The organism is Bradyrhizobium sacchari, assembly GCF_002068095.1.
GTDB lineage: Bacteria > Pseudomonadota > Alphaproteobacteria > Rhizobiales > Xanthobacteraceae > Bradyrhizobium > Bradyrhizobium sacchari.
The window spans coordinates 67,783-79,802 of the sequence record NZ_LWIG01000066.1; the positions used below are offsets into that span (position 1 = coordinate 67,783).

General features: G+C 64.6%; 15 protein-coding genes. 5 read left to right on the forward strand and 10 right to left on the reverse strand.

The features are described 5' to 3' along the window. Window positions 1-102: 102 nt before the first annotated feature. The 6 genes from A5906_RS38770 to A5906_RS38795 form a co-directional block, all read right to left on the reverse strand. Window positions 103-330 (reverse strand): hypothetical protein, encoded by a 228-nt coding sequence (locus tag A5906_RS38770; protein ID WP_080140331.1) that lies wholly within the window; start codon window positions 328-330, stop codon window positions 103-105. A 144-nt stretch (window positions 331-474) separates the two neighbouring features. Beyond that, window positions 475-1,779, reverse strand: coding sequence for an adenylate/guanylate cyclase domain-containing protein (locus A5906_RS38775; RefSeq protein WP_080140332.1), 1,305 nt, complete (start codon window positions 1,777-1,779; stop codon window positions 475-477). A 131-nt stretch (window positions 1,780-1,910) separates the two neighbouring features. Next, entirely contained in the window at window positions 1,911-3,074 is a 1,164-nt protein-coding gene (locus tag A5906_RS38780) for an ABC transporter permease (protein ID WP_080140333.1), read from the reverse strand. After that, window positions 3,071-4,003 (reverse strand): ABC transporter ATP-binding protein, encoded by a 933-nt coding sequence (locus A5906_RS38785; RefSeq protein ID WP_080140334.1) that lies wholly within the window; start codon window positions 4,001-4,003, stop codon window positions 3,071-3,073. The genes A5906_RS38780 and A5906_RS38785 overlap by 4 nt, the downstream gene beginning before the upstream one ends. Beyond that, window positions 4,000-4,788 carry an HlyD family secretion protein gene (locus A5906_RS38790; protein ID WP_080140335.1) on the reverse strand — a complete coding sequence of 263 codons (789 nt, stop codon included), beginning with the start codon at window positions 4,786-4,788 and terminating at the stop codon, window positions 4,000-4,002. The genes A5906_RS38785 and A5906_RS38790 overlap by 4 nt, the downstream gene beginning before the upstream one ends. Next, complete coding sequence (locus A5906_RS38795; RefSeq protein ID WP_186465179.1) at window positions 4,785-5,480, reverse strand: TetR/AcrR family transcriptional regulator; 696 nt, start codon at window positions 5,478-5,480, stop codon at window positions 4,785-4,787. The genes A5906_RS38790 and A5906_RS38795 overlap by 4 nt, the downstream gene beginning before the upstream one ends. 108 nt (window positions 5,481-5,588) lie before the next feature. Between A5906_RS38795 and A5906_RS38800 the strand changes: the two genes are divergently transcribed. The 3 genes from A5906_RS38800 to A5906_RS38810 are packed head-to-tail and all read left to right on the forward strand — an operon-like array spanning window position 5,589 to window position 6,805. Then, complete coding sequence (locus A5906_RS38800; protein ID WP_080140337.1) at window positions 5,589-5,924, forward strand: ArsR/SmtB family transcription factor; 336 nt, start codon at window positions 5,589-5,591, stop codon at window positions 5,922-5,924. After that, on the forward strand, window positions 5,921-6,379 hold the full coding sequence (locus tag A5906_RS38805) for an SRPBCC family protein (protein WP_080140338.1): 459 nt from the start codon (window positions 5,921-5,923) through the stop codon (window positions 6,377-6,379). Before A5906_RS38800 ends, A5906_RS38805 begins: the two co-directional genes overlap by 4 nt. Before the next feature lie 12 nt (window positions 6,380-6,391). Then, a complete protein-coding gene (locus A5906_RS38810) occupies window positions 6,392-6,805 on the forward strand; it encodes a GFA family protein (RefSeq protein WP_080140339.1) in 414 nt (137 codons plus the stop codon). A gap of 25 nt (window positions 6,806-6,830) precedes the next feature. Here A5906_RS38810 and adhP read toward each other — a convergent pair whose 3' ends face one another. The 3 genes from adhP to A5906_RS38825 all read right to left on the reverse strand — a co-directional run bounded on the left by adhP (window position 6,831) and on the right by A5906_RS38825 (window position 8,884). After that, on the reverse strand, window positions 6,831-7,856 hold the full coding sequence (adhP, locus tag A5906_RS38815; protein WP_080140340.1) for an alcohol dehydrogenase AdhP: 1,026 nt from the start codon (window positions 7,854-7,856) through the stop codon (window positions 6,831-6,833). A 123-nt stretch (window positions 7,857-7,979) separates the two neighbouring features. After that, window positions 7,980-8,390 (reverse strand): DUF2000 family protein, encoded by a 411-nt coding sequence (locus A5906_RS38820; RefSeq protein ID WP_080140341.1) that lies wholly within the window; start codon window positions 8,388-8,390, stop codon window positions 7,980-7,982. 104 nt (window positions 8,391-8,494) lie between these two features. After that, window positions 8,495-8,884: a DUF4189 domain-containing protein gene (locus A5906_RS38825; protein WP_080140342.1), complete on the reverse strand. Its 390-nt coding sequence runs from the start codon at window positions 8,882-8,884 to the stop codon at window positions 8,495-8,497. Window positions 8,885-9,071: 187 nt separating this feature from the next. Here A5906_RS38825 and A5906_RS38830 point away from each other — a divergent pair, with 187 nt between their 5' ends. Both A5906_RS38830 and A5906_RS38835 read left to right on the forward strand, forming a co-directional pair. Continuing rightward, on the forward strand, window positions 9,072-9,563 hold the full coding sequence (locus A5906_RS38830; protein ID WP_080140343.1) for an avidin/streptavidin family protein: 492 nt from the start codon (window positions 9,072-9,074) through the stop codon (window positions 9,561-9,563). A gap of 207 nt (window positions 9,564-9,770) precedes the next feature. Continuing rightward, the gene (locus A5906_RS38835; RefSeq protein ID WP_136615801.1) at window positions 9,771-10,565 is read left to right on the forward strand and encodes a hypothetical protein; all 795 of its coding nucleotides are present in this window, start codon (window positions 9,771-9,773) and stop codon (window positions 10,563-10,565) included. 17 nt (window positions 10,566-10,582) lie between these two features. Here A5906_RS38835 and A5906_RS38840 read toward each other — a convergent pair. Next, on the reverse strand, window positions 10,583-12,020 hold a 1,438-nt coding region (locus A5906_RS38840; protein ID WP_080140345.1), incomplete at its 5' end, for an NTP transferase domain-containing protein.

The following is a 12,020-nucleotide window of genomic DNA, read 5'->3' on the forward strand; positions in this document are numbered from 1 at the left end:
AGTCAAGCGCTACTAAAATACCTCCTCCGACAAATCCCGCCTTCGATGTTTGCGGCGCCGGGCTGGCAGACCGCGCCAGCCCGGCATCGTCTGTCGCGCTTCTCAGTAGGCGTAGGCGTACGGGTACGAATACCCCGTGTTCGGCAGGCACGGCGGCTGCGCGTAGGGCGCAGAAGCATACGCGCCTTCCGCCGGGGCCCTGACGCAATAGTCGGCCGTAACCGGGGTCGCGGTGGCGCGCAGCGGGGCTGCGTGGCGCGCGGATGCGGCCTCGGCCTGGGTGACGGCAGCGGCAATCAAGGCGGCCGCAACAAGGGTCGATCGGGTCATTGGCATTCTCCATGTCGCAAACGAAAGCCGGGACGTTACGGCCTCCACAGTGCAGGACCCGAAAGCTAGCAAGGATATTTCATCACGCGGCTTCAACGGACCGCGATCCGCTTCAACCAATCGCGAGTCAGATTTGAAAGCGCGCTACCCGAGTTGAAACACCGTGACCGGCCGCTCATAGCCGCGGACCTCGACCTCTCCGAGCGCGACGGCATCATTACCGTCATCGCCGAGCGCTTCGCGCACGGATGCGGAGATCAGGAGCTGCGAGCCGAACTCCTTGTTCAGCGCCTCCAGGCGCGAGGCGAAGTTCACGGTGTCGCCGATCACCGTGTATTCCTTGCGCCGGGGCGAGCCGATATTGCCGGCGACGACCTCGCCGAAATGGATGCCGATGCCGATCCGCAGCGGCCAGCTCGTCCCTGCGTTGATGCGGTCCATCGCGGTCAGCATCTCGCGGCCCGCGGCGACCGCGCGGTGCGCGGCATCGGACGCCTCCAGCGGCGCACCGAACAGCGCGAGAAAGCCGTCGCCCAAAAACTTGTTCACGATGCCGCCCTGGCGGTCGAGGATATCGACCAGCACAGCGAAAGCGCCGTCGAGCCGGTCGACCACCTCCTGCGGGGTGCGCGACTGCGCCCCGGCGGTGAAGCCGCGGAAATCGACGAACATCACCGCGACGCGGCGGACGTCCCCGCCCGCAGTGGTTCCTGTCGTCATCAGCCGCTCCACCACTTGCGGGGACACATGCTGGCCGAACAGGTTGGTCACGCGATCGCGCGCGGTGGCGGCTGCGATGCTCGCGGCAAACTGGCGACGGAGCTGCGCGCCGACGGAGCCGGCGAGCACGCCGCAAATCAGGATGATGGTGCTGCGCACGGCGTGGAAATAGGTCTGCGGCTCGCCGAAGCTCGATGAATCATAGATCGACGCGACGGCGAACAGCTGGGCGGCGGCAACGAACCCGGTGAAGGTGGAGAGATAGAAATCGAGCCGCAGGGTCGAGAGGATGACGAAGATGAAATAGATCAACGGCACCGCAAAGCCCAGCGCCTGGGCCGCGCCCATGGTCCGGATTTGCAGGATCAGGATCACCGTGGGCATTGACGTCTCGATCAGCGCGCCGATATAGCGCCTGACAACAGGCAGGTCGCGATCAAGCTTGAGGTTCTTCCTGATCTGGGTGTGGACCCAGACCTCGAACAGGATGAAGCCGACGAGCAGTCCGTAGACCTCGGCGAGCCCCCCGGTGCCGCGCCAAACCCGGTCCACGACGGCGGGATCGACCAGGTAGATCGCAGTGAGGAACAGCATCATGACGCAGCCCGTCATGATCAGTGCCCTCACCCGCAACAGCTCGGTGCGCAGCACCTCACGCGTCAGCTCGCGTTCGAAATCCTCGGACAGGGCGGCATGCTGCCGCGCTTTCCTGCTCGCAAACCGGACCATAACTCCCCCAAGGTCATTCCGGGGCGACGCGACAGCATCGAACCTGGAATCTCGAGATTCTCTGGTACGCAGTTGCGTACCATAGTCCACGCTTCGCGTGTCCCGGAATGACGTTCAAGGGATATTGTGCCTCAATCCAGCGTGCGGCGGAAGCGCGTCACGGCGATGGTCATGGCGATCAGCATCAGGGCAGCCAGCGCCAGCGCGTCGAAGCGCAGGTTCTGCATGGTCGCGCCCTTCAGCATGATGGCGCGGACGATGCGCAGGTAGTGCGTCAGCGGCAGGGCCTCGCCGACAAATTGCGCCCAGGCCGGCATCCCCGCGAACGGGAACATGAAGCCGGAGAGCAGAATGCTGGGCAGGAAGAACATCATCGACATCTGCATCGCCTGGAGCTGGTTCTGCACCAGCGTCGAGATGGTGTAGCCGATCGACAGATTGGTGGTGATGAACAGCGTCGAGAGCAGCGCCAGCAGGAACAGATTGCCGAGCACGGGCACGCCGAACAGGAACACGCCGATGCTGATGATGAGGAAGGCCTGGACGAAGCCGACCAACACGTAAGGGATGATCTTGCCGAACATCACCTCGACCGGCTTGATCGGCATGGACAGCAAGCTCTCCATGGTGCCGCGCTCGACCTCACGCGTGACCGAGAGCGCGGTGAAGATCAGCATGGTCATGGTGAGGATGGTGCCGACGAGGCCCGGCACGATGTTGAGGCTCGAAGCTGCCGCCGGGTTGTAGCGGGCATGCGCGCGGATCTCGAACGGCATCTCCGGGGGATCGCCGATATAGAGGTCGTGCTTGAGCGCGGTCTGCACGACCATGCCGAGCGAACCGATCGCTGAGCTCGCCGCAACCGGATCGGTGGCGTCGGCCGCAACCAGCAGTGCCGGCCTGTCGCCGCGCCGCACTGCCCGCTCGAAGCCGCGCGGGATCTCGACGCCGAACAGCACCTTGCCCGACTTCAGCAGATTGTCGAAATCGTCGACGTCGTGCACCTCGTAGAGGAAACGGAAATAGGCGGTGTTCTCCAGCGCCTTCAGGATCGAGCGGGCGAGATCGGAATCCTCCTGCAGCAGCACGGCGCTCGGAAGACGGTGCGGCGTGGTGTTGATGGCGTAGCCGAACAGCAGGAGCTGCATCACCGGCAGCATCACGATCATCGCGAACGAGACGCGGTCGCGCCTCAGCTGGATGAACTCCTTGATCAGCATCGCATAGGAGCGCCGCAGGAAGCCGAAGCGCTCGCGGATTTCATGCAGTGGCGTGGGATGATCGACGGCGCTCATTGGAAATTGTCCGTGGAGCGGCTCATCAGCTCGATGAAGACGTCCTCGAGCGATGGCGCCGACTTCTGCCAGTGCAGCGTGCTTTTCTCGCGCCACGGCGCGATGCTGGCTTCGAGCGCTGCGACGTCGCGCCCCGAAACGTGCAGCGAGGTCCCGAACGGCGCCACCATGTCCACGCCCGGCTTGCCGGTGAGCGCGCCCGGGAGCCCGTTCAGGTCCTCGCCGGTGACGGTGTAGGTCGTGAGCGCCGACTTCGCGATCACCTCCTCCACGGTGCCGTGCGCGAGAAGATGACCGTAGGCGATGTAGGCGATCTCGTGACAGCGCTCGGCTTCGTCCATGTAATGGGTTGAGACCAGCACGGTGAGACCGTCGGCGGCGAGCGCATGGATCTCGTTCCAGAAGTCGCGGCGCGCCTTGGGATCGACGCCCGCCGTCGGTTCGTCCAGCAGCAGCAGCTTTGGACTTGGCAGCGTGCAGGCACCCAGCGCCAGCCGCTGCTTCCAGCCGCCGGAGAGCTCGCCCGCGAGCTGCTCCTCGCGCCCCGAGAGCCCGAGCCGCTTGATCATGTCGCGTGCCGCGCCGCGCGCGTCAGCGAGACCATAGAGCCGCGCGACGAATTCGAGATTCTCCCGCACCGACAGGTCCTGGTACAGGCTGAAGCGCTGCGTCATGTAGCCGACCTGACGCTTGATCTTCTCGGCGTCGCGCCGGATGTCGTAGCCGAGGCAGGTGCCCTCGCCGCTGTCGGGCGTGAGCAGGCCGCAGAGGATCCGGATGGTAGTGGTCTTGCCCGAGCCGTTGGGCCCGAGGAAGCCGTAGATCGAGCCGCGCTTCACCTGCATCGACAGATCGTGCACGACCTCGCGGCCGCCGAACGACTTGGTCAGGCCCTTGACGTCGATCGCGATGCCGTTGCCGCCGTTCATCGCTTGTCCGCCACGGGTGTCTTGGGATTGAGGTAGACGTCGATCGGCTGCCCCACGCGAAGAGCGTCGGGGCGCGAGGGCCGCGCCTGAACCAGGTAGACCAGCTTGTTGCGCTCCTCGAGGCTGTAGATGACAGGCGGGGTGTATTCCGCCGAGGTCGCGATGAAATAGATCTTCGCGGTGAGATCGGCGGCGCAATTGTCACAGGCGATCCGCACCGTGTCGCCGATCGCAAGCTTCGGCAGCTCGGTCTCCGGCACGAAGAAGCGCAGCTTCATGTTGCCGGGCGGCATGATAGAGAGCACCGGCCGCTGCGCCGCCACCATCTCGCCCTCGCGGAAATAGATCTGCTGGATGGTACCGGCGACCGGCGCAAAACCCTTGCGCCGCGCCATCCGTGTCTCCGACGTCGCCACCCGTGCTTCGGCTACGCGCAAGGCGGAGACGGCCGAGTCGAGATTGGCCTGCGTGCCCGAGCCGGTCTTGTTCAGCGAAGCCGCACGGTCATAGGTCTGCTGCGCATTCGCCAGCGTCGCCTTGTTCTGGTTGAGATCGGCGAGTTGGAGGTCGTCGTCGACGGAATAGAGCTGATCGCCGACCCTGACCTCGTCGCCCTCGCGCACGTTGAGCTTCGTCACCCGACCCGCTTCATCGGGGCTGACATAGATCATGTCGGCCTCGACCCAGCCCTGGAAGCCGGGATCGCGCTTCTCCTTGCAAGCGGCAAGGCCGGTTGCGAGCACGAGCGCCAATGCAAATGCAGAAAATGCCCGCGACGACCTCATGTCGTCCTCCGTTCGCCAAAAATCAAATCAAGATGAACGCGCAGCATGTCCTGCGCGTCGAGCGGCGCATGCCGTGCAAAAAGGCTCTGCCAGATCACCGCGATCATCGCGGGCGCAACCAGGATCTGCGGATAGCGCGCGAGATCCTTGTCCCGGATCTCGCCGCGGGCGATGCCGAGCTCGATCAGCGCGCGCATCGCGGCGATCCCGCGCGAGACGACCTCACGGTAGTAGAAGTCGGCAACCGAGGGAAAACGCGGGCCCTCCGCCACGATCAGGCGAACGAGATCGCCGCGCCTCGTGCCGATCACCTCCCTCAGGAAGTTCCCGGCGAACGCCTCGATCAAATCGCGCACCGAGCCTGCCGGCGGCGGCAGCGTCGTCAGCCGCGCCACCACAGGCACGATGACGATGCGCACCAGCTCCTCGAACATTGATTCCTTGTCCTTGAAGTGCAGGTAGATCGTGCCCTTCGCTACGCCCGCGCGCTTGGCGATGTCGTCGAGTCTGGTCGCGGCAAAGCCACGCGCGATGAATTCCTCCATCGCGGCGTCCACGATCGCCGCCCGCCGCTCCGCCGCGCGTGTGGCGCGGCTCGAGGTCGGCGCCTCTTCGCTGCTCGCGGGCGCCGCCACGCTGACGTTTGCGCGAACTGCGGGCGGCGTGGCGGGCATGGTCGGCTTCTTTGTCATCCTGAAAATATGACTGACTAGTCAGTCATAGTCAAGTCAGCTCTACGGACGCAATCATCTGCCAAATTAGTATTGACTAATGCATTAGCCGTTGCTAATTGAATTGCCATGATCGAAGCCGTTCCCAATCCCGTCACCACCGTGATGCGCGCCCTCGCCGATCCGACGCGGCGCGCCGTGTTCGAGCGTGTGTTCGAGAGCAAGGAGATCAGCGTCGCCGAGCTGACGCGCGGCAGCGGCGTGACCCAGGGCGCGATCTCGCAGCACCTGAAGTCGCTGAAACAGGCCGGCCTCGTCGCCGAGCGCGCCGAGGGCCGCAACGTCTACTACCGCGCTGCGCCGCACGGGCTCGAGCCGCTGGTGACCTGGATGGATCATTACGGCGTCTTCTGGCGCGAGCGTTTCCAGAACCTGCGTGACCTCTTGAAGGAGATCGATCCGTGAGTGCAGCCGCGTTGCAAGCCGAGACAAAAGACATCGTCATCGACGAGGTCTTCCCTCACACGGCCGAGACGATCTGGAAGGCACTGACCAGCGCGCAGCTGATCGCGCGCTGGCTGATGCAGCCGACCGGCTTCGAGGCCGTCGAAGGCACCGCCTTCACGTTCCAGACCAAACCGGGCGGCAACTGGGACGGCGTCATCCATTGCCGGGTTCTCGAGGTCGTGGCTTTCAGGCGCCTCGTTTACGCCTGGAAGGGTGGCGACGCGCGCAACACCGGCTACGGCGCGCCGCTCGACACCGTCGTGACGTGGTCCCTCACCCCGGTCGAGGCCGGCACCCGAATCCGCCTCGTTCATGCCGGCTTCGTCCTGCCGCGAAACGAGTCGGCCTACACGGTGATGAGCGGCGGCTGGAAGAAGGTCGTTCGCCAGCTCGACGAGATCAGTGGCGAATAAGGAGTTATCGCGATGGACAAGCCCTATACCGGCGGCTGCGCCTGCGGCGCGATCCGCTATTCGATTCTCGGCGAGCCCCTGTTCAGCAATCACTGCCAGTGCCGGGACTGCCAGCGTGAAAGCGGCAGCGGCCACGGCTCCTACGCGACCTTCGCGCGCGCCGGCGTCACGCTGAGTGGCGAGGCGAAGCATTGGGACATGGTCGGCGACAGCGGTAACGTGAAGACGCGCGGCTTCTGTCCGCAGTGCGGCCTGCCGGTCTACATGACCTTCGCGGCACAGCCGGACGTCTTCACCATCCGCGCCGCCAGCCTCGACGAGCCCGCCCGCTACACGCCGCAGGCGGTGACCTACGGAGCACGCGGGCATGGCTGGGATCATCTCGACCCGGACTTGCCGAAATTCGCAGGGATGCCGCCGGGGTGAGGTATCCACTTCGCTCGAAAACGCTTTAGCCAAAATCGAGCACCATGCGGCCCTCGATCTTGCCGGCCTTCATGCTCTCGAACACGTTGTTGATCTCGGTGAGCGGCACCTTGGTCACCTCGGCCTTGACCTTGCCGTCGGCGGCGAATGCGATGGCCTCATCCAGGTCGCGGCGGGTGCCGACGATGGAGCCGCGCACGGTGATGCGCTTGAGCACGACGTCGAAGATCGGCGTCGGGAACTCACCCGGCGGCAGGCCGACGAGGCTGACGGTGCCCTTGCGCCGCACCATCTTCAGCGCCTGGGCGAATGCCGGTGTCGACACCGCGGTCACCAGCACGCCATGGGCTCCGCCTCCGGTTGCCGCCTGCACCTTGTCCACCGCATCGGCGGCGAGAGCGTTCACCGCGAGATCGGCGCCAGTCTCTCGTGCGAGCTTGAGCTTGTCCTCGGCGATATCGACCGCAATGACCTTCAGTCCCATCGCCTTGGCGTACTGGACCGCGACATGGCCGAGCCCACCGACACCGGAGATCACGACCCACTCGCCGGGCCTTGCCTCGGTCTCCTTCAAGCCCTTGTAAGTGGTGACGCCCGCGCAGAGGATCGGGGCGACGCCTGCAAAGTCGATCGTCGCCGGCAGCTTGGCGGCGAAGGCGGCCGAGGCGATGACATATTCGGCGAAGCCGCCGTTCACGCTGTAGCCGGTGTTGTGCTGGTGCTCGCACAGCGTCTCCCAGCCGGTCTCGCAATATTCGCACGACATGCAGGCATCGTGCAGCCAGGCGACGCCGACGGCATCGCCGACCTTGAGGTTCTTCACGCCGGGTCCGAGAGCTGCGACGATGCCGGCGGCTTCATGGCCGGGGATGAAGGGCGGAACCGGCTTCACCGGCCAGTCGCCGGAGGCGGCGTGCAGATCGGTGTGGCAGACACCACAGGCCTTGACCTTGACCAGGACCTCGCCGGGACCGGGCTGTGGCACCGGCACGTCCTCGATCACCAGAGGCTTGCCGAATTGTTTGACGACTGCGGCTTTCATCGTCGGCATCTGTCTGCTCCATTGCAACGTTTGGTGCAGACTAGCGATGCCGCGCGGTGCGCACTTGATTGGAGTCAAACAACGCAACTTTATCCATCGCAGACGGCTTCATGACGTTGCGATGACGATGTGTCAGCTGTGGAACTTCAGTCCATCGACGATCTTGTCGATCACCTTGCGCTCGGCACGCATCGCGAGACCGACGAGGTTGAGATCGGTGCGCGCCACCGCCCTCACTGCCTCACGATTGGCGGCGTCATGCGTGGTCTTGAACATGTCCTCGGTATAGACCGCCGGCTTGACGCCACGCGTCAAGGCACGATCGAGCGCCCGCGACAAGGCCGGACCGTCGGCGCCGTAGATCAGGATCGGCTGGCCAATCAGCGAGAGATATTTCGTGCTTGAAGCATCCTCATAGGGCTCGCCGATGCATTCGGGAAATGCAGCCGCGATGCCGCTGGTGAGAAAGGACGCGACGTTAAGCTTCTGCCAGGCCTGAAGGTCAGTGCGGATCACGACGGCGATCTTGGTATCGAATTGCATGTGTATCCTCGATTGTCATTCCGGGGCGATGCGCAGCATGGAACCCGGAATCTCGAGATGCCGGATTCGCGCTTCCGCGCGCCCCGGAATGACAATACAGGAATTCAGCCTTTCGCGTCGCAGGCCCAGGCGCGGATCACGCATTCCTTGCCGCCGTATTTGTAGCATTCGCGCGTGGCCGCATTGAGCGAGGCCGAGATCTTCGGCTTGACGGCATAACCATAAGCGCCGCAGGGGTTGGCGAGGTCGACCGACATCGCCGCGCAGGCGCGCTTCATCGTCACGGTCGTGCAATCGCCCTTGCACTGTTTCTGCGCCGCGGCGCGGGCCTCGTGCTCGGCACCATAATCAAAGGCCTGGCCATAGGCGCCGCACTTGCCGACAGCAAAGGCGCCGGCGGCATGCGCATCCGTGATGTGGCGGGCGCCCGCGACACAGACGGACAGCGCAAAGAAAAACATCGCGCAACGGCGCGCGACGACATTCGAAGCCATGGAAAAACCCCTCACCCCCAAGGCAGGTGGCGGCGACTCTAAGCGGCGGTCGTTTCCACTTGGTGAACGAGTGGTTGAAAAGCCATGCCGGAATGGTGATGCCCGGGTTATACACTCTATAGTTGTAATTTACAATCGCGTTATTTAAGGTCGTGGCGGGTCGAACAGAGAGTGAGAGGAGACGATCATGCGCCCAATCAATACAACGCTGTTCGGAATCATTGCGGCGGCCTATCTGATCGGGCCCCTGCCTGCGCATGCGCAGTCGGTGAACTGGACCTGGACCAACCAGTACGGCTCGACGCTGGCGATCGCCAGCTTCAACCAGAACACGGGCGCGATCGCGGGGACCTACACCAACAATGCGGCGAGCAGTTGCGATGAGGGCAAGCCGCAGGGCGTGACGGGCTGGCTGGCCTACGGCAGCACCGGCACCGCGATCAGCTTCTCGGTGAATTTCCTGGGCTGTGGCTCGACCACGGTCTGGACGGGACAGCTCAATAACTCATCGGGCTTCCAGGGACTGTGGTATCTGTCCCTCGGCGAGGCCGTCGCATGGAACGGCATCAGCGCGGGCGCCGACACCTTCACGTTCTCGAGCGGCGACAAGGCCCCGCTGACGAAGAGCGGCGTCGACCTGAAGGCCGCTAGCGAAAAGCTGTCGAACACCAAGAAGTAGGCGAGCCGCGCGATCCGGTTCGGGTGGGTCAGCGATTTGTCCGCCGACATCGTCCGACGGACGAAGCCGGTTGACCTGCCCCTCCCGCTGCGGCGATCCTGTCAACAACGGGATGCGCCCGAAGACGTCACATGTCCGGCCCCTCTGGCATCATTGCCGGAGCCCAAGTAGGCTCATCGCTGTGGCCTCGGGAGGAGAAGCCTGATCGTGATGAAGTTCTTGTCACTCGTCATACTCGCCATCTTGTCGGCGACGAATGTCTGCTTCGCCGACCAACAAAGCGGGCTCTTTCGCGACGCTTACGCCTGTCCGAGTCGGGGACGATCCTCCATCTGCGTCTACGGAACTATCCCAGGGAAAGCGCCGGTGACCTTGATCGCCAGGGGCTGGAAGAGCGCGGCCCAGCCGAAGGAAAGGTTCTCGAACAAGAACGAGGAATTCCACAACGGCATTGCGACAAGCACACGGCTGCAGGTCGCAACTCAGCCGCCGAAGGGTGCGTCCATGATCGCCGTCCTGGCTCCGGAGGACGCCGTCAACGAAATCAGACTCGAGGAAATTCAGGATCGGGCTCTCGTCCAACGAATTGGCGAGCACATCAAACGGACCAAGGAGCTCAAGCTCGCACCGGACATCCGCCTGCTGCAGACACGCCTGTTCAGGCTTTCACCGACGATCCTGCTCTCCGAGACGTTTCTCAGCGCCCCCAATGACGTCGCTGAACTGACCAAGCAACTTCCAAGCGGCTGCGATGTCTGCGAGAAAGTACCGCTGATGGTCGGAACGAATCTCCACGACCTCTTCCGGGAAGTCCGCCCTTCGCAGCAAAACGACACAGACCGCATCTGCGGCGGCATCAAGCTGGCCTTCACGCTGTCCGGCCAAACCTATGCTCTCAGCAACGCTTTCATCTGCGAAAGCGATGCCATGTCGGCAACCCTTGTCCACGACCTTTCGGGACCCGCTCCAAAGCTGGTTCTCAAGACGGTCGGCGGCCTTTAGCGACTTTGCAGGGTGGATCAGCCCCGCTTCGCCGCTTCCAGCGCCTGCGGCGTGTCGATGTCGAGGAAGGCGCTCTCACCGTCGACCGGCACTTCGGCGACCGCCTCGCTGTGCTTGGTGATCAGATGCCGCGCGCCGACGTCGCCGTCGAGGGCCATCAGCTCCTTGAAGAAACGGCGCGACCACAGCACGGGGTTGCCGCGGCGGCCCTCGCTCACGGGCACGACGATCAGGTTGCCGCGATCCGGCGCAAAACTGTCGATCAGGCGGTCGATCAGGCCGGCATCGATCAGCGGCATGTCGCCGAGGCAAACCAGGGCGCCATCGCAGGTCTCGGGCACGGCGGCGATGCCTGATTTGACCGAACTCGCGATGCCACCGGCGAAATCCGGATTCCTGACGAATTTCACCTTCAAGCCCTGCAGCGCCTGCTCGACCAGCTCGGTCTGATGACCGGTGACGACGATCACCTCGGAGGCTTTCGAAGCGAGCGCCTGCTCGGCCGCGATTCGCACCAGCTTCTTGCCGTCGAGCTCGACGAGCAGCTTGTTCGGCCCGCCCATGCGCGTCGAGCGTCCCGCCGCGAGCACGATGGCCGCGACCTGGCTGTTGCCCTCGGTCTCCGGCTGCGCGCGCGGCTGCGGCCGCGTCACGATCTCCATCAAGAGGCCGCCGACGCCCATGCCCATCAGCTCGGAGCGCGTCACCTTGATGCCGGCGAGCAGCCGCATCAGGACCCAGTCAAACCCGTTCTCGACCGGCGAACGGGCGCAGCCCGGCGCGCCCAGCACCGGCACGCCACCGGCGCGCGCGATCAAGAGCAGATTGCCCGGATCGACCGGCATGCCGAAATGCTCGATCTCGCCGCCGATCCCGGTGACGGCCGCCGGAATGACGTCACGGCGGTCGGCGATCGCGGACGCCCCGAACACGATGACGAGCTCGGCGCCGAGCGCGAGCAACTCCTTGATCGCGACCGACAGTGCCCGCTCGTCGTGCTGGACCCGCCGCTCGGCGATGATCCCGGCGCCGGCCGGCGCGAGGCGTTCGGCGGTGACGCGCAGTGTCTTGTCGATCACCTTGGACGACAGGCCAGGGAGCAGCGTCGAGACGACGCCGACGCGCTTGATCACGTAGGGCGCGATCTTGAGGACGTCCTTGCCCGCGGCCTTCACCGCGGCATCGCGCAAGTTCCCCTCGACGCCGAACGGGATGATCTTGACGGTGCCGACCATCTCGCCCTCGACCACCGGCTTGAAAGCGGTGAGCGTCGCAAAGGTGATGGCCTCGTCGACATTGTTGATGCGGTCGACCGCGGCACGGTCGATCACCAGCACGCCGGGCCGCGCGGCGAACAGGTTGGCACGGCCGGTGAAGGCGCGCTCGACATGGATGCCCTCGCCGCCGACGGCAAGCGCGATGCTGGCAGCCGCAACGTCCTCGGAGACGTCGCCC